The following is a 23,536-nucleotide window of genomic DNA, read 5'->3' as shown; positions in this document are numbered from 1 at the left end:
ACCAGCCAGACGTCTGGTGCGGCCCTATCATCAAGCCGTCATCCTCATCTGGAGCGTCTGTCATGTCCCTTAACAGCCTGTTGCGCAGTTTGCTCGCCGCTTATGCCTGTGGCGCCAGCGGCACCTGTGAAACACCTGAACGCGAAGTCTAGACCTTGGAGCGCCGCTCGCCTGCCTTTACTCTGTGTCCACCCTGACCGTGGAGTAAGGCATGTCTTTAGCGTCCGTTTGTGTATTTTGCGGTGCCAGTACCGGCACCAACCCGGCTTATCGTGAAGCGGCTGTCGCCCTGGGGCGAGCCTTGGCCGAGCGCAAGCTGACCCTGGTGTATGGCGGTGGCGCCGTCGGACTGATGGGCATTGTCGCCGATGCGGCACTGGCCGCCGGCGGTGAAGTGATCGGGATCATCCCGCAAAGTCTCAAGGACAAGGAAATCGGCCACAGCGGCCTGACCCGCCTGGAAGTGGTCGACGGCATGCATGCGCGCAAGGCGCGGATGGCCGAGCTCAGCGACGCCTTCATCGCCCTGCCTGGCGGCCTGGGCACCCTGGAAGAACTGTTCGAAGTCTGGACCTGGGGCCAGCTCGGTTACCACGGCAAACCGTTGGGACTGCTGGAAGTGAACGGTTTCTACAGCAAATTGACCGGTTTTCTTGATCATATCGTCGGCGAAGGCTTCGTTCGCGAGGCTCACCGTGACATGCTGCAGGTGAGCGAATCGCCGCAATCCTTGCTCGACGCCCTGGATGCCTGGCAGCCGACAGTGGTGCCAAAGTGGATCGAGCAAAAACCCAGCTAACGGCTGGGCACCGATACAAGGCAGAATACGCGCCGCTCAACCTCACCTTCGACCCCAGAGGATCGCCCATGGCTAAACCCAATTATTCGTTCGCCAAACGTCAGAGAGACTTGGCCAAGGAGCAGAAGAAAGAGGAAAAGCTTCAGCGCAAGAAAGCTACCGCTGAAGAAGAAGCAGCAGCACTGAACCCGGATGCCGAAGGCGAAGTGGCGACAGACGAAACTGAAGCACCGAAAGATCAGGCGCCCGACGCCTGAGACCCTCAGGGCCGGATGATCTGATCAGGCCCACCGGATCTGTGTCCAGGGTTGGCAGCGTCGCTGCCGACCCTCACAGGCCACTCTGAATATCCCCTATCCGAACGTCCTTGCACATTTCCCCTGTGGGAGCGGGCTTGCTCGCGAAGGCGGTATTTCAGACGCATGGATGTGGGATGTGCCGCCGCTTTCGCGATGTAGAAACGGACACATCCTTTACGACTGAAACCGGGGACATCCTTTACGTTTCTGTTGGCTTGAAAGGCGGCTCTCGCCGCTTTTCAGTCTGCCTAAAAGGTAGTTGCAAAGGTAAATATCCCACACATCATCGTCCACTTCCTTCAGTCCTAGCGCCTCACCTGCCAAAGATTCACTGACGAAAATCATTTTGCCTTTCCATTTCATCGATCCATTTTGTCGGATCATGCGGATCCTCATATCCGAAGCGTAATCAGCCTCAGGCACGCGTCCGTCGTACTGCCTTGGCGAAGGCTTATACAGATCCGCAGGAACCTTCATCTCTAAAGCCTTATGAGGTCTTACGTAATTGAACTCCTGTCGAAACTGTTCAAATGCCAACTGTTGTTCCACCAGATTACGTTCAGGCGCATGAAGTAATGCAGCCTTGAGCGTTCGATGCATGCGCTCATGACGGCCATTCTGGTCAGGCCGCCCCGGCTGGATTCGCTCAGGGTAGATCCCTAGGCGTATCCACCAAGCCGCCAGGCTGGATATGCGCGAAATGCCGGTGGAGGCAAAGGGGGAGCCGTTGTCTGTGCGAATCACATTAGGCAACCCGTACTCCCGAAACGCCCAGTCGAACCCTTCGCGAGCCCCGGCAACGCTGCTTTGCGCTCTGCACAGCAATAGAAATCGGCTGACGTGATCAGTAATGGTCAGTGGGTAACAACGTTGGCCGTTCTGAAGCGCGAAGTCACCTTTGAAATCCGCCGCCCATGTCTGATTAGGCGCAGTAGCGTCGCGCAGCGGATTTTTCCCCGCTGGCGGGCGATTGAGGAAACGACGTTTTTGCACCAGACCTGCTCGCTTAAGCCATTCGCCTGCCGTGCTGACTGTTGGCCAAGACAACTCTGGATGATCAATCTTAAGGTTATGCACCAGCTTCTCAGGTCCCCAGCTGTGATGCTCGCGCTTGTACGCGACTAGCAGCTCAAGCACCTCATCGCTGATTTTGAAAGGGCTCGTATGCGGACGCCGTGACAGTTCCTTGAGCCCATCAATGCCCTGTGTTTCGTAGCGCGCAAGCCATTTATCCAAAGTGGGTCGGCTGAGCCCGTAGTGACGGGCCAACTCGCTTTTGGAATAGCTGCCTTGCAGCCAGTCGCCTATGAGTTTGATTCGTTGATCCATTGGGGACTCTCGATTCCAGGGCATGGTCAGGCACCTCCTGACCGTATTTCATACCTGTAAACGATGTCTCCGGTTTAAAACGTAAAGGATGTCTCCGGTTTCTACCCGAGCAAGCCCGCTCCCACAAGGGATACCGTTACTCCAGTGGCATCACGGTGACGCGGACCTCCGGGTCATGATTACCGCCCCCAAGAATCACCCCGCGCAACGGCGAAACATCGGAGAAATCCCGGCCCCAGGCCAGCGTGATGTGTTCCAGCGCCGGCTGTACGTTATTGGTCGGATCGAAATCGACCCAGCCCAGCACCGGGCAAAATACCGAGACCCAGGCGTGGGATGCGTCGGCCCCGATCAGTCGCGGCTGCCCCGGCGGTGGCTGGGTCAGCAGGTAGCCGCTGATGTACCGCGCCGCTAATCCACGGGAGCGAACGCAGGCGAGCATCAGGTGCGCGAAATCCTGACAAACACCGCGCCGACGCTCCAGCACCTCCACCAACGGCGTTGCCACCTGTGTCGCTTCGGCGTCGAAGGTGAACTCGCTGAAAATTTTCTCCATCAGCGCCTGAACGCCGAGCAACAGCGGACGGCCCGCGGGAAAACAACTGTCCGAAAACTCGACGAAGTTGCGTTTCAAATGCACATAGGGCGATTCAAAACGGAAACGGCACGCGTCCAGCAATTCAGGTAACAGCGGCTGACTGCTATAGGTCAGCGCGTTGCGGGTGTCTTCCCAGGCCGGGGATCGATTGAAGTCCAGCGCAGGCCGGGCCAGCACTTCAACGGTGAGCCGGGCATTGACCAGCAATTCATCGTGGGGCCGCTCGAACGCCAACCGGGTCAGGGGATTACCGAATACGTCCAGTTCGTCCCGGCGCGTAGTCGGCTCCGGACTGATCTGCAATTGCTGCTCGGTGCAGCGCTGCCAGGCACAGGCCCGCGGCCACAGGTGTGCCAGTTGCTGGGCCAGGGATACCGGGCTGTCGTAGTGGTAATGGGTGTCGTGGAGAATCTGGTAATGGGCGTTCATCAGACGGACACCGTGCGCTGGCTGACATCATCGACATGGGCGAAATGGCGCAAGGCCAGGCGATCCGACATTTGCCCGCTGATATCGGCGATCTCTTGCAGCAAATCAGCCAGACCATTGATAGCGGCGCGAACGCTGGATTCACCCAACAGCGAATTCTCCAGGCTACCCAGATCAAAGCACGCCAGGCGGTCCACCAGTTGCGGCAGGCCTGCTTCACGAGGTACGCCAAAGTCATCGTTCAAGCGTTTCAGCGTGCGGGTCACCAGCTTCAACTGGAACAGCACCGCATGGGGGTTTTGTTCATCCAGCAGCAACAGGTCCAGTACCGGTATCAATTGCGCCACCGCCAGATACCGCGAACGGTAGGTGATGCTGCTGTTCCCCAACTCCAGCAGCCACTCCAGGCCAGCCTGGTCGAAGGCGCCGGCACCGCGCAGGAACGCCGCAAGGCTGGCGCTGAGAAACTGCAGTCGCTCGATCCGGCGACCGATCATCAGGAAGCGCCAGCCTTCGTCCCGTGTCATGTCGTCCAGGGCGAAACCGGACAACGCCGCCAGGGACATCACCAGACGGTTGAGAAAATCCAGCAACTCGCCAAAATCCGCTTCATCGGTTTCCAGCGCCATGGCTTCGCGCTGCAATTCCACCAGCGCCTGCCAATTCTCCCGCGAGAGCTTGCCCCGCACCTGGGACGCCGCCCACTGCAAACGCTGCAGGTTGGAGCGCAGGCTGAACGGCCAGTCATCGCCGAGCAGCGCCGCCAACAAGCGCTCCTGCAACTCGCCTTCATCCGGCAACAGATTCAGGCGTTCGCCGAGATCGACGGCAGCCTGCAAGGCCTGGGGATCGTCACCGTCGACATAGCGCGCCAGCATGATCCGCAGCAACCGTGCGCTGCCGTCGCAACGCTCGCAGTAACGGCCGAACCAGAACAGGTTTTCCACCACCCGTGACGGCAGATACGGATCGAGCCGCACCAGATCGCGCACCCCGATGTTGCGTCGGGTTTTCCATTGTTCGCCGCTGGGTGGGCGATCCCCCAGCACCCAAGTGTCCTTGCTCGCACCGCCGCGCTGCATCGATACCACTTCGGCGTCGGCGTCGGCGGCCACCCGGGTCAGTCCACCGGGCAGCACCCGATAACCATTGCGGCTGGCTACGGCATACACACGCATGCCGATGGCCCGCGGTTGCAACTGTCCGTCTTCAGCCTGCCAGACCGGCGCCTGGGAAAGCTGCGCCAGTTCTTGCGCCACATAGGCGTAAGGCCGTGCCTGCATGCGCTCGGCCAGCTCCTGGCGCTGTTTTTCACTCAAATCACGACCAAACACCGGAGTGAAGCTCTGGGACGGGAATGCCGGTTTGATCAACAGCTCCGGTAATTTTTCCAAGGCCTGGGCCAGCACTGGCGCTTCGCCGCACCACCAAGTGGCAATGGAGGGCAGGATCAGTGCTTCGCCGAAGAGGAACTGATTGATCCTCGGCAGAAAGCCCAGCAACCCCGGCGACTCCAGCACGCCACTGCCAAGTGCGTTGGCCACCAGCACTCGCCCTTGCCGCACGGCCTCGAGCAGGCCCGGCACACCAAGCGCCGAGTCGGTACGCAACTCCAGCGGATCGCAGAAGTCATCATCCAGCCGACGCATGATCGCGTGGACCCGGCGCAGACCGCTCAAGGTTTTCAGGTAGACGGTGGCATCGCGCACCGTGAGATCGCCACCCTCCACCAGTGGGTAACCCAGCTGGCGCGCCAGATACAGATGCTCGAAATAGCTTTCGTTGAATCGTCCCGGCGTCAGCAACACCACCAACGGCGCTTCATCGTCGCTCGGCGCCTGGCGGGCCAGGGTTTCCTGAAGCGTGCGGAAAAATCCGGCCAGATGCTGCACCTTCATATCGCGGTACAACTCGGGAAAGGCCCGGGACACGATGGTACGGTTTTCCAGGGCATAACCGGCACCGGATGGCGCCTGGGTCCGATCCGCCGTCACCCACCAGCGACCATCGGGCGTGCGCGCCAGGTCCACCGCGTACAGATGCAGAAAAGCCCCGTCGGGCGGCGTGATGCCCTGGCACGGCCAGAGGAAGTTGTTATGGCCGAATACCAGCTCGGCGGGCAACAGGCCCTCGGCGATCAAGCGTTGCGGACCGTAGAGGTCCGCCAGCACGGCATTGAGCAAGCGCGCCCGTTGGGCGATGCCCGCCGACAACTGCTCCCACTCGTCAGCCGCAATGACATGGGGCAGCAGGTCCAGTTCCCACGGCCGGTCAGCCCCCTTGGGATCGGCGTAGACGTTGTAGGTCACGCCGTTTTCCTGGATCTGCCGGGTCAGCAACGCCTGACGCTGCACCAACTGCGCAGGTGTGCTGCGTTGCAATTGGTCGAACAGCCGTCGCCAGTGCGGGCGCACGGCTCCACTGCCATCGAGCAGTTCGTGATAAGTGCCCGCCGTCAGCGGGTAGCGGTCAAGCAGATCAGGCATGGAAAAGCTCGGCAGACAGCAAGGAACGGTCAGACTAACGCAGGCTCATGACGCCCGGATAGACGAAAAATCCGAGCGTCGCGTAGGGTTTAGTAACGTCGTAAATCGAGCGTCATCGGTAGTTCGTCGCTAATGTCCACATTCGGTACAGGCAGTTTCCCTGGCGTATGTCCGATGCGGAAGAAACGCGCCATCCGGCGGCTCTCGGCTTCATTGGCATTCACCGGCAGGCTGTCGTAGTTGCGCCCGCCCGGATGGGCGACATGGTACTGGCAGCCGCCCAGCGAGCGTTGCATCCAGGTGTCGAGCAGGTCGAACACCAGCGGCGCATGAACCGGGATGGTGGGATGCAGGCAGTTGGCCGGTTGCCAGGCGCGAAAACGTACGCCTGCCACAAACTCGCCAACCCGACCGGTAGGCTGCAATGGCACTGGAATGCCATTACAGGTCAACAGATAACGCTGGGGTGGCAAGCCCGTGAGCTTGACCTGCAAACGCTCCAGGGACGAATCCACATAACGCACCGTGCCACCGACCGCACCCTCCTCGCCCAGCACATGCCAGGGTTCCAGTGCCTGACGCACTTCCAGCTCGATACCGCTGACCGCGTAATCGCCGACCTTGGGAAAACGGAACTCCAGATGCGCTGCAAACCACTCGGCCCGCACGGGATAACCGGCGGCATTGAGATCGACGATGACATCAGCGAAATCCTGCTCGATAAAGTGTGGCAACAGGAATCGGTCATGCAGCTCTGTGCCCCAGCGCGCCAGCTTCGGCGGCGCATAAGGCTCGCGCCAGAACCGTGCGACCAGCGCCCGCAGCAGCAACTGCTGCGCCAGGCTCATGCGCGCATGGGGTGGCATCTCGAATGCTCGCAGCTCAAGCAACCCGAGGCGACCGGTAGCACCGTCCGGCGAATAAAGCTTATCGATACAGAATTCAGCGCGATGCGTGTTGCCGGTGACATCGATCAGCAAGTTGCGCAACAGCCGATCCACCCGCCACGGCGCACACTCCTCGCCCGGTTCGGGCATTTGTGCAAAAGCGATTTCAAGTTCGTACAACGCATCGTTGCGCGCCTCATCTACACGTGGCGCCTGGGACGTCGGGCCGATGAACAGTCCGGAGAACAGGTAGGACAAGGACGGATGGTTATGCCAGTAACTGATCAGGCTGCGCAGCAGATCGGGGCGGCGCAAAAACGGAGAGTCAGCCGGTGTCGCGCCACCCAGGACAAAATGGTTACCGCCACCGGTACCGGTGTGCCGGCCGTCGATCATGAACTTCTCGGTGGTCAGTCGCGTCTGGCGCGCCTCTTCGTAAAGAAACTCAGTGCGTTCGACCAGCTCATCCCAGGTGGCGGACGGCTGCACGTTGACCTCGATCACGCCTGGGTCCGGCGTAATCCGGAAGTTGCTCAGGCGCGGATCGCTCGGCGGCTCATAGCCTTCCAGCAACACCGGGCAATGCAGTTCTTCAGCCGTGGCCTCGATGGCGCTGATCAGTTCCAGGTAATCCTCGACCCGCTCCAGTGGCGGCATGAACAGATACAACCGGCCTTCCCTCGCCTCGGCGCAAAACGCCGTACGGGTCAGCCAGTCTGCGGATTCGTCGATTCCGGGCACGCGCTCGTCAGCCACCGCAGGGTCGCCATGACTCTGCAGCTGGGCGGTGTCAGGCAACGTCGGGAAATCCTGGTTCGGGTCCTTGGGATAGATAAACGGATACTCTGCCGCTTTCACCCAAGGCTGCGAGCCGAGTGGCAGGCGATAGCCCAGTGGCGAATCCCCCGGTATCAGTCGGCAGTGTTCTTCACGCAGATACCAGCGCCCGCTCTGCCATTGATCGCCCTTGGCCGTGCGCGCCAGAGGAAGGACCTGGCCAATGATCTTGTCCAGGCCTTGGCTGAAGACTTTACGCAGTCGCGCACGCTCCAATGGTTCTTCCAGGCGTGAGTCTTCGGCGCTGACGTTCTGCGGCAAAGTCCCCTCGCGCCAGAGGTAATAGAAATTGTCTTCGTAGGCCGGAAACACGAAGCGTGTGGGAATTTTCAGGCGCTCGGCGACACTCGCCAGAAAACGCCCGGCCAATTCACCATTGGCACCGTAGTCCTCTTGCTCATCAGCGATCAAGGCGCTGTTGTGCCAGATCGGCACGCCATCGCGGCGCCAGTAGCAGTTGAGCGACCAGCGTGGCAATTGTTCGCCGGGGTACCACTTGCCCTGGCCGAAATGCACCAGGCCTTCGGGTGCATAGTGCTTGCGCATGCGCTGGAACAGTTCGGCGGACAGGCGACGCTTGTCCGGCCCGAGCGCTGCGGTGTTCCACTCGGCGCCGTCGGGGTCATCGATGGACACAAAGGTCGGCTCGCCGCCCATGGTCAAGCGGACGTCACCCTCCAGCAGATCGGCATCGATCTGCCGCCCCAGCGCCTGGATCGCCAGCCATTGCTCGTCGGTGTAGGGCTTTGTCACTCGCGGCGCTTCCCAGATCCGCTCCACGGACATTTCGTGGGTGAATTCGCACTCGCACGGTTCCACCAGGCCACTGATCGGTGCCGCAGAGCCCGGATCGGGGCTACAGGCCAACGGTATGTGTCCTTCGCCGGCAAACAGCCCGGAGGTCGCGTCCAGGCCGATCCAGCCGGCACCGGGCAGATAGACCTCGCACCAGGCGTGCAGGTCGGTGAAGTCCACGTCAGTGCCCGACGGGCCATCGAGGCTTTTGACGTCAGCGGTAAGCTGGATCAGGTAGCCGGAGACGAAACGCGCCGCCAGGCCAAGATTGCGCAGCAATTGCACCAGCAGCCACGCGGAGTCGCGGCAGGAACCGGAGGCCTGCTCGAGGGTGTGCTCCGGGGTCTGCACGCCCGGCTCCATGCGGATCAGGTAGCCGATGTCTTCGCTCAGACGCTGATTGAGTGCGACAAGGAAATCCACGCTGGGCAGCGGTGTGCGGTCGATACCCTGCAGATAAGCCTGGAATTTCGGGGTGAGGGGCAAGGTTTCCAGGTACGGCGCCAATTCCTTGCGCTCGTCCGCCGCGTAGGTAAACGGGATCTTTTCCGCGTAGGGCTCGAGGAAAAAGTCGAACGGATTGAAGACCGCCATCTCGGCCACCAGATCGACTTCGATCCGCAGCTCATCGGTTTTTTCCGGGAACACCAACCGCGCCAGGTAATTGCCCTGGGGATCCTGCTGCCAGTTGATGAAGTGCTGCCCAGGCGAGACCTTCAGCGCGTAGGACAGTATTCGCGTGCGACTGTGGGCGGCCGGGCGCAGGCGAACGATCTGCGGTCCGAGCTCGACAGTGCGGTCGTAGCGGTAATGAGTGACATGGTGCAATGCGACATGAATCGACACGGCGTGCCTCCTGCGAGCCTTAAGCGTATTGGAAAGCGCGCAAGACTTATGCCATCCAGCAGCGCTGGCGCTTTCTTCGGTTGCTTGAGGCAGTACAGCACCAAAATCGGGCGATGCGGGAATTTGGTTTGGGGGGATTGCACGTTTATGTGGCAGCGAGTGCTGTCAGGGAAGTTTTCGAGACTGTACTGGCCCCTTCGCGGGCAAGCCTCGCTCCTACAGGTTTTTCTGTGGACGCAGCATCTTGTGAACAACAGGGATCCCTGTAGGAGCGAGGCTTGCCCGCGAAGGGGCCAGTCGCCCGGGCAAAACTTTCAAGCCTTAAACGCAAAACGCCAACCCGAAGGTTGGCGTTCTGTTCAACTCAAACGAGGCTTAGCGCGGTACGACTGGCTTGCGCGCAGGCTTTGGCCCTTTGCCTTTAGCCGCATCCTTACGCTCCTTGGCCGCCTGCTGGTTGCGGGCGAACGCCGCAGCCTTGGCCTGTTCACGCTTGTCCCACGGATTACCGCCATCGCTGGCACGGGGTGGCAGACCGGTGTGCTGGGTCAGGATTTTGGTGGTCTTCTCACCCGCGACCTTGTGGCTGCCGGCCGGCGTCGAGTTTTTGCGACGAGCACTCTGATAGCTATCGGTCGCCGGCTGATGCAGCGGGATCAACTGGTTCTTGCCCGGCCCGATCAGGTCGGCGCGGCCCATGCGGGTCAGCGCTTCACGCAACATCGGCCAGCCTTTCGGGTCGTGATAACGCAAGAACGCCTTGTGCAGGCGACGCTGCTCTTCGCTCTTGACGATGGTCACCGCGTCACTCTTGTAGGTGACCTTGCGCAGCGGGTTCTTGCCCGAGTGGTACATCGCAGTGGCGGTGGCCATCGGCGACGGATAAAACGCCTGCACCTGGTCGGCACGGAAGCCGTTGCCCTTGAGCCACAGGGCCAGGTTCATCATGTCTTCGTCGGTAGTGCCCGGGTGGGCGGCGATGAAGTACGGAATCAGGTACTGCTCTTTCCCGGCTTCCTTGGAGTACTTCTCGAACATGCGCTTGAACTTGTCATAGCTGCCGATGCCCGGTTTCATCATCTGGTTGAGCGGACCTTCCTCGGTGTGTTCCGGGGCGATCTTCAGGTAACCACCGACGTGGTGGGTCACCAACTCCTTGACGTATTCCGGCGACTCGACCGCGAGGTCGTAGCGCAAGCCGGAAGCGATCAGGATCTTCTTCACACCCGGCAAGGCACGGGCGCTGCGATAGAGCTGGATCAGCGACGAGTGATCGGTGTTCAGGTTCGGGCAGATGCCGGGGAACACGCACGACGGCTTGCGGCACGCCGATTCGATTTCCGGTGTCTTGCAGGCGATGCGGTACATGTTCGCGGTCGGGCCGCCGAGGTCGGAAATGACGCCGGTAAAGCCTGGGACCTTGTCGCGGATCTCTTCGATTTCGCGAATGATCGACTCTTCGGAACGGTTCTGGATGATCCGGCCTTCGTGTTCGGTGATCGAGCAGAAGGTGCAGCCGCCGAAGCAGCCGCGCATGATGTTCACCGAGAAGCGGATCATGTCGTAGGCCGGGATCTTTTCCTTGCCGTACGCCGGGTGCGGAATGCGCGCATAGGGCATGCCGAACACGTAGTCCATTTCTTCGGTGGTCATCGGAATCGGCGGCGGGTTGAACCAGACGTCGACTTCGCCGTGCTTCTGCACCAGCGCACGGGCGTTGCCCGGGTTGGTTTCCAGGTGAAGCACGCGGTTGGCGTGAGCATAAAGAACGGCGTCGCCACGGACTTTCTCAACCGACGGCAGACGGATCACGGTCTTGTCGCGGGTCATTTTCGGGCTGGCCAGGATCTGCACGACTTTAGCTTCAGTCGGGTCTTCAGACGGCCCCTTTTCCTGCTCGATGGCGCAGGCTTGAGTGTCCTGGGTATTCACGTACGGGTTGATGATCTTGTCGACCTTGCCCGGACGATCGATGCGCGTGGAATCGACTTCGTACCAGTCTTTCGGCGTATCGCGACGAATGAATGCGGTGCCGCGCACATCGGTGATGTCTTCGATCTTGTGACCATAGGACAGACGCTGGGCGACTTCGACGATCGCACGCTCGGCGTTGCCGTAGAGCAGGATGTCGGCGCAGGCGTCGATCAGGATCGAGTTGCGGACCCGGTCCTGCCAGTAATCGTAGTGGGCGATGCGGCGCAATGAAGCTTCAATGCCACCGAGCACGATCGGCACGTGCTTGTAGGCTTCCTTGCAACGCTGGCTGTAGACCAGGCTCGCGCGGTCCGGACGTTTGCCCGCCAGGCCACCCGGGGTGTAGGCGTCATCGGAACGGATTTTCTTGTCGGCGGTGTAGCGGTTGATCATCGAGTCCATGTTGCCGGCCGCGACACCGAAGAACAGGTTCGGCTCGCCGAGCTTCATGAAGTCGTCTTTGGACTGCCAGTCTGGCTGGGCGATGATCCCGACGCGGAAGCCCTGGGACTCCAGCAGCCGGCCGATGATCGCCATGCCGAACGACGGGTGATCGACGTAGGCATCACCGGTGACGATGATGATGTCGCATGAATCCCAGCCAAGCTGATCCATCTCCTCCCTGCTCATTGGCAGGAATGGCGCTGGCCCGAAACATTCGGCCCAATATTTTGGATAGTCAAATAACGGCTTGGCTGCTTGCATGTCGATGACCGGTGTTGAGATGAAAAATCGCGGGCGCGGAATATAGCACAAAATTTGACCAATTCCGACAACGGTGGTCGGTTTCTCTTCGATCCAGCGCTTGCGCACAACTGACCCGGACGATACGCGCTTTACAGGTCCGTGAGGCGCAAAAAAGGCAATGACGCCGAATCCCCCTTCAGCATCCCGCTTGTGGGTCCTGATGCGGCAACCCTTCAAGGATGAAAAAAAACATGTCACCAAAACCGCCACCCAAAGGTCCCTTCAGCGTCGATATCCACCCCCGTCCCAGACCGCCCTCGGAAGGGCACACACCACTGCCCGACACCCTGCCGCGGGTCGATTTCGGCTCGCCGGTCACGACGAATCCGCGAAATCCTTCAAGGACGACCGGGACGCCGGAGGATGGCGACCTCGATGCCATCACCCCAGCACCGACCGTAACGGCCAGCGAGCGGCCTTCTGTCCCGGTGCCTGCATCCACGGCGGCGCAGCGTCCACTGGAGCATTACTGGATCGCCTCGGCGGCGCAGCTTCCCGTTCCCGACGACTTCGGCGTCAGGACGTTCAAAGGACGCCAGTACGTCGATGTGCCGGGTGGTGGCGTCGTGCATATCGAGGCGGATCCGGACACCGGCCTGTATCGGGCCAAGCTGCCGAGCGAACTGCAGGCTTCAGGCCCGGTGCTCGTACGCGATTCCGCGAGCACGCTTTGGCATCCCGTGGATGAAGTTGGATCAACGACCTACCCTTTGACCGCGACCCGCCTGGAGGCGTTTCGCACCCACCTGGACTTCACCGGCGTCGAACCGGGCGACGACGGGCTGTATCGGCACGATGGCAAACTCTACGTGGTCATTGAGAACCGGACCTATCAGGCCCTGCATGATCTTGAGGCTTCGTCGCCGCAAGCTCCGGTGATGCGAATTGTTCGGGCAGAGGATCCCGTCGCCCTGGACGACCGCAATGTGTATGTCGCGACGCGCCCGGGAAGGTCGGAGCCTGTGGTTTACGCCTCATTGGACGGCTGGGTGGGAACCCATGTGGGAGCAAAAGGGGGAATGCACCGAAGAGCAAATCCTGCCGCAGATCGTGCGGCTATTGCATCTGTCGAGGTGGTACATGAGCTAGATCGCCTGGATTCCGAATCTGACCAAGCCATGGCAATAAGTGAACGTCTGCAATCCGACTGGGAGGCCGTAAGAGGCACGCAAGGCGAGAGAAATGCGCTGATCTTGCGTGAGATACAGCACCAGCGTGAGTTGGGGATACTGGAGAAAACAGTCACGTACTACACCGACAACAAGGCGGATATAGTCGCCCTCTACCGCCGTGACGGGTACAGAGCGAAACTGATCCATCTACAACAGGGGAGAATCCTGGCCTACGAACGAATCCTCGAAGTCAACTTTTTGCGCCAGTTATTGGCCGGCCCCATAACCGCAGCTTCCACCGAAAATCTTCCTTCGGTCGCCGCGTTTCTGACAAAAAAATTAACCTACATGAAGAAACGTCAAGAAATTGAAGATGAGCTCGTAAAAAAGTGGCGCGTGCCACCCAGTGATCTGCACGGTGATGTTCTTTCACCAATGGAAGTTCATGAAGTCGTTGCCCTGTGGATGTACGCCAAAAGTCGTCTGCTGAGCAATGATCAGTCGGCCACTACCGCCTTCGAAGCGCCGTATCTTGCAGCCATGTTCTCTCAAACAACAACCGCATATGGGGCAATCGACAACATACCCGAGAGCGCTCGCTCCGCCGTGCTGAGCGAGCTGCTGGATCAAAGCATTGCAATCAGGGATTCGTATGATCGGCTGGCACTGCCACCTGAGCCCAAACATGCCACTTCACGGGATGAGATAACCGGGGAGATCAAAGCATTTGAACACACGCTGGAAGAACACCTGGCCCGCTATCACCTGGAACAGATTCGGAATTCGGCGCTACCTGCACATGAGCAGTCCATTGATTTTGACTTCATCCCGGCACAAGACAGAAGTGGCGCCGCACCGAGACCTTCACGAATGTTTCGCGCCAGACACCATGGGGTCTACAAGATCAATGTCGGTCACCCGCGCCAGTCTGACACAGGCGTGCAGGTGATCGATGTCATGAGCCCCGGCGACCTGATCCAGGTCATGCACACCTACGAGCGTCAGGAAGGAGAATGGCGCCGGCTGCGCCCCGTGCAAAACACCGCACTGCCCGAGCTGATGGCACAAGCCACCCAACGGCTGGACCAGTTCGACTCGCACCTGGGTGAAGCCAGACGGGATGAGCGGGCAAAACGCAACGCCACCAATATCGTGGAATTTCTTGGCGGCAAGGCCGAAACGCTTGACGACCTGGCCCGACAGCTCGAACACGCTCCGAATCCAACCGGGAACAACATCGCCCCCCTTGTCCAGCGCCTGAGAGATCACAGTCATCGTTTGCGCACCGAAGGCGAGGACATTCGCATCCGGCTCTACAAGGACAAAGCCTTTCTGGGTGGGGACCGATTGGCGTATTTGATCAGCCAGGAGCATATCGGCGCAGTGAAAATCCTCGACCGAGCACTACGCGGCAAAGGTAAGGAAAAGCACTTCCTCGACATTTACTCACTCAACGACCGCCATACCGGGGAGCCGTTGTGGCACGCCCATTTCCACTATGACCGGAAGGACACGCTTGCGGTGCACTTCAAAGACGATGGCGGGCATCTCAAAACCCTCGAGCAGAGCGGAAAAGGTATTTCATCCCAGCGCAGGGATGAACAGGCCGGCCGACCGCACACTGCCATCTGGCGACCCGCGATTGATCGCCGGACGGCGCAGCGGATATTTGACCTCGCCACGTAAGGCCATTGCAATTGGCCGGCAGGGGGCACCGTCCGATCGTTGGTAAATGTATATATGTACCGCTTTTCGCCCCTTTTTTCCTGCTACAAGAATGGCGAATCTTAGACGGTCTACGAAACCGTAAAACCCAAAAAACCGGCAATGACGCCGAATCCCGCGTCAGCATCCGTTCATGGAGGCCGATGCGGCAACCCTTCAAGGATGAAAAAACCATGTCGCCAAAACCGCCACCTAGAGGCACTGTCACCGTCGATATCCACCCCCGTCCCGGGCTGCCTTCGGACGGACATGCGCCGCTGCCCGATACCCTGCCGCGAGTCGATTTCGGTCTGCCAATCACGACGAATCCACGAAATCCTTCCAGGACGACCGTAATACCGGGGGATGGCGACCTCGATGCCATCATGCCTGCGCCTTCGGTAACGGCCAGCGAGATACCCTCCGTCCCGGCGCCTGCACCCACGGCGTCGCAGCGTCCGTTGGCGAACTATTGGGTCGCCTCCGCGGTCAAGCTTCCCGCTCCCGACGCCTTGGGCTTGAGAACGTTCAAAGGACGCCAGTATGTCGATGTGCCGGGCGGTGGCGTGGTGCAGATCGAGGCGGATCCGGACACCGGCCTGTACCGGGCCAAGCTGCCGAGCGAACTGCAGGCTTCAGGCCCGGTGCTCGTGCGCGATCCCGAGAGCACGCTGTGGTATTCGCTGGATGACGTTGAGCCAACGACCTACTCATTGACCAATACCCGCCTGGAAGCCTTTCGCACGAGCCTGGACTTCACCGGTGTCGAACCGGGCAGCGACGGGCTGTATCGGCGCGAAACCGCCATCGACGTCGTCTCCCAGCGATCGGACAAGTGCTTTGATCTGCTCCGGGTCGAGGGATGGGTACAAGTCTGCGGCACGAGATTCCGGGCTGCGCAGGCGGTCGACAGCCGATAACAGTCTGTCTTTCAGACCTTGAGGAACAGGGCGGTCAGGTTCGCTACGCATCATCCCGCCCGCGCCGGGGACCTTGGTTCCCACCCAGCCGTCCAGTACATCGTAAACCACGGGTTCCGACCTTCCCGGGCGCGTCGCGACATACACATTGTTGTCGTCCAGGGCGACGGGATCTTCTGCCCGAACAATCCGCATCACCGGAGCCTGCGGCGAGGACGCCTCAAGATCATGCAGGGCCTGATAAGCCTGGTTCTCAATGACCACGTAGAGTTTGCCTTGGCCCGCCGTAAAACCGAGTACAAAACGCTCAAGGACCAACTGAAATCCTGGATCACACAGTCGTCCACCTCATCGACGCCAGAACCAACAAAACGCTGGGTGGAACATGTCGCCAAAGAGATAAAGCGCTGTTGGCGTCAGAAGACCGGAACAACGCTTAAGTTACCGCCTGGGAATGAAACCCTTCCAGCGTTGAATGCTGATTTCAGCCATGTCCGGACGCTGGATCTGGACAACATCACCTGGTCGGACACGGCCGACACATTCCTCACTGGCTTTTCCCGCCTTGAACGTCTGACAGTGACCCGCTCCACCCTGACTAAACTGCCTGCCGCCGTCGCTGAAATGTCCAACCTGAGCACATTGAATCTGAGTTCGAACCGTATCCGGCTCGATGAGCAGACTGGCGCAACACTGAGCGCGCTCAGCAAGCTTGAGCACATTGACCTGTCGGGCAATCCACTTGGGACAACACCTGATTTCAGTGGCATGTCCGAACTCAAGACACTGAACCTGAGCAGCACGCACCTGGATCAGTGGCCAACGGGCTTGCAACATCAGGCCACACTGGAAGTCGTCGACTTGCGCAACAACCAACTGCGTGAAATTCCTCAGGCAAACCTGAACCCGACGGCCGATCAGTTCGAAACCATCGCCCGGATCAACAGTGTCACGCAGCTTGAAGGCAATTCGTTTCCCCCTGGGTATTGGAGGTCCCTTGAGACATATTGGCAACGCGTGGCTGCCGAACATCCCGAACCGAGCACCCTGGCCACAACCGGTGCATTCAGGATCGATGCCGATATCCCTGAAGTCGCGATGGTGCGGCGGATGTACCCGGACAAAGACGCGCAAGCTGCCAGGGAGTACCTGATCGGCTTGGGTGATGGAGCAGAAACAAAGATCGCCCGACGCATTCAGGCATTCGATTTACTTGAAACGCAGCTGGAACGCTACGTAGCCGACAGTCAACCCGATTCATCCGGCACTGCCGGCGGCATCGCCAGAATAATCAAGGGCTGCTGGCTTGAAGATTCGGGGGCAGTATTAAGGCTGCCAGACGTCAAAGGCCCGCTTCCGGTTCTGACAGTGGATTTCAGTCACGTCAAAATCCTCAGCATGGACTCAATTCACTCGTCGGACGCTACCGATATCTTCCTGTCCAATTTCCCCCGCCTGGAATCGTTGAGCATTGACAACTCTCAAATCGAGAAGCTCCCCCCCAGTATTGGCGAAATGAAAAACCTGAATTACCTGAGCCTGACCTCGAACAACCTGACACTGGATGCGCAAAGCGCTTCGACACTCAGCGCCCTGAGTCAACTTGCGGTAGTCGATCTGTCCAAAAACCCGCTGCAGATAGCGCCCGACTTTAGTGCCATGTCCCAGTTGAACTCGGTGAATCTGCATGACACGCAGATCAGTCAGTGGCCTACAGGGTTACTGGACAAGACCGCGTTGACAGGCGTTGATTTGAGCAACAATCGGTTACGCGAAGTGCCACAGGCCAACCTCAACCCTGCACCTGAACAACTGCAAGCGGTTGCCCGGATCAATGCTGTCACGCGGCTCGAGCAAAACGCATTCCCTTCCCAATACTGGAGAAAATTCGACAGCTACTGGCGACGTCTGAACGAGGCTCACCCGGAACTGATGAGCCCTGCCTATGCCAAAGCATTCGATAGCGATAACTCTTGGGCACAGCGTTACCGCGCACTGTATCCAGGCAAAAGTATCAAGGAGTGCAGGGAATACATATGGAGCCATGAGAAAGGGACTTTTTCACCCAAATTGAACGGATTGGAGCAAGAGTTCAGCCTGTTGAAAAGCCAGCTTGATGACTGGGTGTACTCGGGTGAAGGCAATCGGCTTGGTTACATTCGTAACCATCAAATAGGGCGCAATATCCCGACCCGCGATCACCGAAACACGGCGCGGGATAAAATCATCAGCTGCTGGCGGCGGGAAACGGCTCAAAAACTGGCGAACGACGGAACTCCGATCGGTCTGGAACTGGATCTCAGTGGCCTGACACTGCCAACCCTGCCGGATCTGAGCGTCGACTTCAGCCACGTGGGATCACTCAAATTGAGCAACATGAACCTGACGGCTTCCCCGGAAGGTTTCCTTACCCGCTTTCGCCATTTACGCTGGCTGGACATGTCGAATAACCGGCTCACGGATTTACCCCCGGCCGTCGGAGAAATGCATGGAATGACGCGTCTGTTCCTGCAGAAGAACCAATTGCAGCTAACCGCCGAGACTGCGCAGATCCTCTCTGGGCGAACAACACTCAGAGCGTTGTTTCTACAGGACAACCCCCAACTGGGTGAACTCCCCGACTTTAGCCTGATATCGGATATGCGCGCGGTCAACATGGCGAATACAGGTATCAATACCTGGCCGACCGGCCTGTTTGATCAGCCCCTCCTGACCGACATCGATCTGAGCAACAATCAGATCACAACGCTTCCTGACTTCGTTACCGCGCCCGCCGCGGATCGTCTGGCGCACTCGGTACAGGTCAACAGCGGCACCCGGGTGTTCAACAACCCGCTGTCTGACGCCACGCGTGTGCGGTTGGAAGCCTACCGTGTGCGACTGGAGAATGCCGGAACACCGCTTCGCGGCGCATTCAACCTGCTCACATCGTCTGCCCCCGATGTGAGACTGCCCGAGCCTGTGGTGAGACCGGGAGCATTGCACCCGGCATGGCTCGTAGGATTGACGGCCGAACAGGTCTCAATCAGAACAGCGCAATGGAACATGTTGCGTGAACAGCATGGCTCGGATGGCTTCTTCAACATCATAAACAGTCGCACCGACCATCCTGATTTTCGGCGACAGGTCTGGGAGGTGATCGATGTCATTACCGAAAACAATCCGCAGTCGCGAGTCTTGCGCAGGGAGCTGTTCGCTCGCGCGTGCGAAGCCGGATGCACTGATCTTGCCGCTGCCACCTTTACCGACCTGCAAATCCTGGCAATCAGCCACAAGGCGCGTATCCAGGCCAAACTTGAATTGAACGGTGCGCAACTGGTGGATTTATCCAAAGGACTGTTTCGATTGAAACAGGTCGACGACATCGCGGCGGCTGACCTCGAATCCAGTAGGGCAATAGTCAACGATCCGGCGACATCCACGGAGCAGAGGAATCACCATCGCAATCGAATACGCGATCCGCATGAAATGACGATGGCCTATCGCTTTGGTCTCAAGGACCGGTTGCAATTGCCATTTCAGCCGGAAGCACTCACCTTCATCGGCATGGCCAAGGTGACCCCGACAATGCTGGATGCGGCTTATAGAAAAGTCGTTGCGCTGGACGGTTCGCCTGAAGTGGTTGAGGCACTGGTGTCGATGGATTTCTGGCAGGACTACATCACCCACAAGTATCAGTCGCAATTCGAGGACAGCCGTCAGCCGTTTCAGGATCAGCAGGCGATACTGGACGCACAGAAATCCCAAGGGAAGCTGAAAGAGTCTGAATACAAGACTCAAACCGATGATTTGCAGGCACAGCATGCGATTGCAGAAGCGACGTTGATTCAGGTGCTGACCCGGCAAGAACTTCAACCTGGTCCAACCATCGAGGAGCGTCCGGCGAGTGACACGTCCGGGAATCAGGCTACGTCTGAAGCGGGCTGAAAAATCTGACGCATGCACCGGTACAGCTGGCCGAATCGTTTCGGCCAGCTGTCATTCGTCGTCGAAGTTGTAACTGCCCGGCGCGAGGTTTTCGAAACGGGTGTATTTGCCGATGAATGCCAGGCGCGAGGTGCCGATCGGGCCGTTCCGCTGCTTGCCGATGATGATTTCGGCGATGCCCTTGTGCTCGGTTTCCGGGTGATAGACCTCATCGCGGTACACAAACATGATGACGTCGGCATCCTGCTCGATCGCTCCGGATTCCCGCAAGTCGGAGTTGATCGGGCGCTTGTTCGGTCGCTGCTCCAGGGAGCGGTTGAGCTGCGACAACGCCACGACTGGACAGTTGAATTCCTTGGCCAGGGCTTTCAAGGAACGGGAGATTTCGGAAATCTCGTTGGTCCGGTTATCACCACCGGAACCCGGGATCTGCATCAATTGCAGGTAGTCGATCATGATCAGGGCGATGTCGCCATGCTCACGCACCAGACGCCGGGTCCGCGCGCGCATTTCCGACGGGCTGATACCGGCCGTATCGTCGATGAACAGCTTGCGGTCGTTGAGCAGGTTGACCGCCGAGGTCAGGCGCGGCCAATCGTCGTCGTCCAGGCGACCGGCCCGGACCTTGGTCTGGTCGATCCGGCCGAGGGACGACAACATACGCATGATCAGCGATTCGCCTGGCATCTCCAGCGAGTAGACCAGCACGGCCTTGTCACTGCGCAGTACGGCGTTTTCCACCAGGTTCATCGCAAAGGTGGTTTTACCCATGGACGGACGGCCGGCGACGATGATCAGGTCGGACGGTTGCAGGCCGCTGGTCATCCCGTCGAGGTCGGTGTAGCCGGTGGACAAACCGGTAATGGCGTTGTCGGTGTTGAACAAGGTGTCGATGCGGTCGATGGCCTTGGTCAGCAGGTCATTCACGCTCACCGGGCCGCCGGTTTTTGGCCGGGCCTCGGCGATCTGGAAGATCTGCCGCTCGGCTTCGTCGAGAATCTCTTCCGCGGTGCGGCCTTCCGGGTTGAAGGCGCTGTCGGCGATCTCGGTAGCGATGCCGATCAGTTGTCGCAGGGTCGCCCGCGCGCGAACGATCTGCGCATAGGCCTTGATATTTGCGACGGACGGCGTGTTTTTTGCCAGTTCGCCGAGGTAACCAAGACCACCGACTTGCGAGGTCTGACCTTCCTTGTCCAATTGCTCGGCAAGGGTCACGACGTCGATCGGCGAGTTCCGGTCGGCCAGTTTGGCAATCGCACGGAAGATCAAACGGTGGTCATGCCGATAGAAATCGCCGTCCGAGACTTGATCGAGCACGCGTTCCCAGGCGTTGTTGTCCAGCATCAGACCACCGAGCACGGCCTGTTCGGCCTCGATGGAATGCGGAGGCACCTTCAGGGACGCGGTTTGCAGGTCATATTGCTCGGGAGCGGAGATATCGTTCATGGCCACTTGAATAGGTTTGTGAAAATCAGGAACCGCAGAAAGACAAAGGGCACGACCTGTAAACAGGATCGTGCCCGATGTTACCGGCAAGCACCCGAGGGTGCCAGCCGACAAGTGCTGCTTAAGCTGCTACCACGACAACGCGTACGGTGGCTTCAACTTCGGCGTGCAGGTGCACGGCTACGTCGAATTCGCCTACGTTGCGGATGGTGCCGTTCGGCAGACGAACTTCGCTTTTTGCAACTTCAACGCCAGAGGCGGTCAGTGCATCAGCGATGTCGTGGGTGCCGATCGAACCGAACAGCTTGCCTTCGTCACCGGCGGTGGCAGTGATAGTCACTTCCAGCTCAGCCAGTTGGGCGGCACGGCTTTCAGCCGAAGTTTTACGATCTGCTGCGGCTTTTTCCAGCTCAGCGCGACGCTCTTCGAACGCAGCCAGGTTGGCAGCGGTCGCAGCGGTAGCTTTGCCGTAAGGCAGCAGGTAGTTACGACCGTAACCAGCCTTAACGTTCACTTTGTCACCCAGGTTGCCCAGGTTGGTGACTTTTTCCAGAAGGATCAGTTGCATGTGAAAATCCTCTTAACTTTTAACCTTCACCGTTCGCGCTATCGACGTCTTTCGGCGTCGAACGACCGCGAAAATCAATCAGGCTGTCGACGATGGCCAAGACCACCAGCAACGGATAGATCAGCTGCATGAACAGCAACAACGTGACGTACAACCCCACCAGCCAGAACCTGGCCAGTCGCTTTTGCGCCACCAGCCCGTGAATCAGGGCCAGCCCGGCGAACACCAGCGGTACGCTGCACAACGGCGTCAACATGGCCATCTGAGGACCGATGTTCGGTCCCAGAAGCATGAACGCCAGCAGCAACATCGCCGGCAAAAGCGGGAATCGGATGGCGCGAAACTCGCGACCAAAACCACCCGGGTTGTACAACAACGCCTGCCAGTAGCGCCCGACAATCAGGCTCAGCACACTGACGATTTGCAACAAGGCCGCAATCAGGCCGGTCAGGACCGGTGCAATCAGGGACGCAAAATGCGCTTGCTCGTCTACCGACAATTTCTGGTAGACATCACCGAGTAGCGACGGCATGACTTTTATCAACGCCTGCGCCAGCATCTCGATCTGGGGACCAAAAGCCATCCCCAGCACCACTGAAAACACCACTCCCATCGCTATGCTGACCAGCAGCACGCGGTTCCAGGACTCACTTGCGCGCAAAACCAACGCAAGGCTCCAAGACCCCAGCAGCACCAGAAGTGAGCGTGGGTCATCGGCGTAAAGCCACCAGATCAATGCCGGCAGCAATCCCAGGGCAAGAACGCTCGAAGCGTCCTTCCATCCGCGCCGCAGGAGCACGAAGCATCCAGCGGCAGCACCCAACCAATACAACAACGGCAATGCCGCGCATCCAGCCACTACCAGAGTGGCCTGCATACGGCCGCGCATGATGAACTCAGCTATGGCACGCATGCTTTCAATCCTTTGCTACGTGTCGACTGCCCGGTCTCAGCGGCCGTGGCTGTCGGTGTAGGCCAGCAGGGCCAGGAAGCGGGCGCGCTTGATAGCGGTGGCCAGCTGACGCTGATAACGTGCTTTGGTACCGGTGATGCGGCTTGGAACGATTTTGCCGGTCTCGGATACATAAGCTTTCAGGGTGTTGAGATCTTTGTAATCGATCTCTTTCACGTCTTCAGCGGTGAAGCGGCAGAATTTACGACGACGGAAGAAACGTGCCATGTAATAGGCTCCTCAAAAGGTCCGTGGATTACTCGTCAGCGTTATCGCTGTTGTCGCTGTCATCACTGTCAGCGCTTTCAGCGCCTTCGTGCTCAGGACGGTCGCGACGCTCACGGCGCTCACTGCGGTTTTCTTCAGCCTTGAGCATCTCGGATTGGCCGGTAACGGCTTCTTCGCGACGGATGACCAGGTTACGGATCACTGCATCGTTGTAGCGGAAGTTGTCTTCCAGCTCGGCCAGGGCCTTGCCAGTGCACTCAACGTTCAGCATCACGTAGTGAGCCTTGTGAACATTGTTGATTGCGTAGGCCAGTTGACGACGGCCCCAATCTTCCAGACGGTGGATTTTGCCGCCGTCTTCTTCGATCAGCTTGGTGTAACGCTCAACCATGCCGCCGACTTGCTCGCTTTGATCCGGGTGGACCAAAAAGATGATTTCGTAATGACGCATGAATGCTCCTTACGGGTTGTAGCCTGCCGCTCAAAAGCGGTCAGACAAGGAGTGAATGACACTTATGGACTTGCTTGCGATAGACACATGCGTGCCTGCCGTCACAGCAAGGGGCGCAATTGTAGAGAAGGGACGGGAGAGGTGCAAGGCAATTGGTGAATATTTGAACAGTTCGTTCACACCACCAATCTTCGCTTCACCA

15 protein-coding genes are annotated in these 23,536 nt (G+C 59.1%); 5 read left to right on the top strand and 10 right to left on the bottom strand.

From position 1 onward, the window contains the following. Window positions 1–211 precede the first annotated feature (211 nt). Window positions 212–799: an LOG family protein gene (locus PMA3_RS02195; RefSeq protein WP_064675633.1), complete on the top strand. Its 588-nt coding sequence runs from the start codon at window positions 212–214 to the stop codon at window positions 797–799. A gap of 68 nt (window positions 800–867) precedes the next feature. After that, window positions 868–1,056, top strand: coding sequence for a hypothetical protein (locus PMA3_RS02190; protein ID WP_007947526.1), 189 nt, complete (start codon window positions 868–870; stop codon window positions 1,054–1,056). 216 nt (window positions 1,057–1,272) lie between these two features. Here the strand turns inward: PMA3_RS02190 and PMA3_RS02185 are convergent, their stop codons facing one another. The 5 genes from PMA3_RS02185 to PMA3_RS02165 all read right to left on the bottom strand — a co-directional run bounded on the left by PMA3_RS02185 (window position 1,273) and on the right by PMA3_RS02165 (window position 11,984). Next, window positions 1,273–2,451 (bottom strand): integrase core domain-containing protein, encoded by a 1,179-nt coding sequence (locus tag PMA3_RS02185; RefSeq protein WP_064675632.1) that lies wholly within the window; start codon window positions 2,449–2,451, stop codon window positions 1,273–1,275. A gap of 112 nt (window positions 2,452–2,563) precedes the next feature. Then, a complete protein-coding gene (locus PMA3_RS02180; protein ID WP_064675631.1) occupies window positions 2,564–3,454 on the bottom strand; it encodes a transglutaminase family protein in 891 nt (296 codons plus the stop codon). Continuing rightward, window positions 3,454–5,940, bottom strand: coding sequence for a circularly permuted type 2 ATP-grasp protein (locus PMA3_RS02175; protein WP_064675630.1), 2,487 nt, complete (start codon window positions 5,938–5,940; stop codon window positions 3,454–3,456). Before PMA3_RS02175 ends, PMA3_RS02180 begins: the two co-directional genes overlap by 1 nt. An 89-nt stretch (window positions 5,941–6,029) precedes the next feature. Next, window positions 6,030–9,305 carry a transglutaminase family protein gene (locus PMA3_RS02170; RefSeq protein ID WP_064675629.1) on the bottom strand — a complete coding sequence of 1,092 codons (3,276 nt, stop codon included), beginning with the start codon at window positions 9,303–9,305 and terminating at the stop codon, window positions 6,030–6,032. A 375-nt stretch (window positions 9,306–9,680) separates the two neighbouring features. Further along, entirely contained in the window at window positions 9,681–11,984 is a 2,304-nt protein-coding gene (locus PMA3_RS02165) for a YgiQ family radical SAM protein (RefSeq protein WP_064680602.1), read from the bottom strand. A 233-nt stretch (window positions 11,985–12,217) separates the two neighbouring features. Between PMA3_RS02165 and PMA3_RS02160 the strand changes: the two genes are divergently transcribed. The 3 genes from PMA3_RS02160 (at window position 12,218) to PMA3_RS02150 (ending at window position 19,689) form a co-directional block, all read left to right on the top strand. Continuing rightward, window positions 12,218–14,824 (top strand): hypothetical protein, encoded by a 2,607-nt coding sequence (locus PMA3_RS02160; RefSeq protein WP_064675628.1) that lies wholly within the window; start codon window positions 12,218–12,220, stop codon window positions 14,822–14,824. A gap of 182 nt (window positions 14,825–15,006) precedes the next feature. Continuing rightward, window positions 15,007–15,762 (top strand): hypothetical protein, encoded by a 756-nt coding sequence (locus PMA3_RS02155; protein WP_152032234.1) that lies wholly within the window; start codon window positions 15,007–15,009, stop codon window positions 15,760–15,762. Window positions 15,763–15,990: 228 nt separating this feature from the next. Further along, complete coding sequence (locus PMA3_RS02150; protein WP_064675626.1) at window positions 15,991–19,689, top strand: NEL-type E3 ubiquitin ligase domain-containing protein; 3,699 nt, start codon at window positions 15,991–15,993, stop codon at window positions 19,687–19,689. A gap of 51 nt (window positions 19,690–19,740) precedes the next feature. Here PMA3_RS02150 and dnaB read toward each other — a convergent pair whose 3' ends face one another. The 5 genes from dnaB to rpsF all read right to left on the bottom strand — a co-directional run bounded on the left by dnaB (window position 19,741) and on the right by rpsF (window position 23,334). Then, complete coding sequence (gene dnaB / locus PMA3_RS02145; protein WP_064675625.1) at window positions 19,741–21,135, bottom strand: replicative DNA helicase; 1,395 nt, start codon at window positions 21,133–21,135, stop codon at window positions 19,741–19,743. Between the two features lie 121 nt (window positions 21,136–21,256). Continuing rightward, entirely contained in the window at window positions 21,257–21,703 is a 447-nt protein-coding gene (gene rplI / locus PMA3_RS02140) for a 50S ribosomal protein L9 (RefSeq protein ID WP_003197251.1), read from the bottom strand. A 19-nt stretch (window positions 21,704–21,722) separates the two neighbouring features. After that, entirely contained in the window at window positions 21,723–22,616 is an 894-nt protein-coding gene (locus PMA3_RS02135; protein WP_064675624.1) for a YybS family protein, read from the bottom strand. A gap of 36 nt (window positions 22,617–22,652) precedes the next feature. Further along, window positions 22,653–22,883, bottom strand: coding sequence for a 30S ribosomal protein S18 (gene rpsR, locus PMA3_RS02130; RefSeq protein ID WP_002551829.1), 231 nt, complete (start codon window positions 22,881–22,883; stop codon window positions 22,653–22,655). 28 nt (window positions 22,884–22,911) lie between these two features. After that, on the bottom strand, window positions 22,912–23,334 hold the full coding sequence (gene rpsF, locus PMA3_RS02125) for a 30S ribosomal protein S6 (RefSeq protein WP_003217491.1): 423 nt from the start codon (window positions 23,332–23,334) through the stop codon (window positions 22,912–22,914). Between the last annotated feature and the right edge of the window lie 202 nt (window positions 23,335–23,536).

Source organism: Pseudomonas silesiensis, assembly GCF_001661075.1.
Lineage (GTDB): Bacteria > Pseudomonadota > Gammaproteobacteria > Pseudomonadales > Pseudomonadaceae > Aquipseudomonas > Aquipseudomonas silesiensis.
The sequence above is the reverse complement of the archived record's forward strand: the minus strand, read 5'-3'. Positions and strand labels throughout refer to the sequence as shown.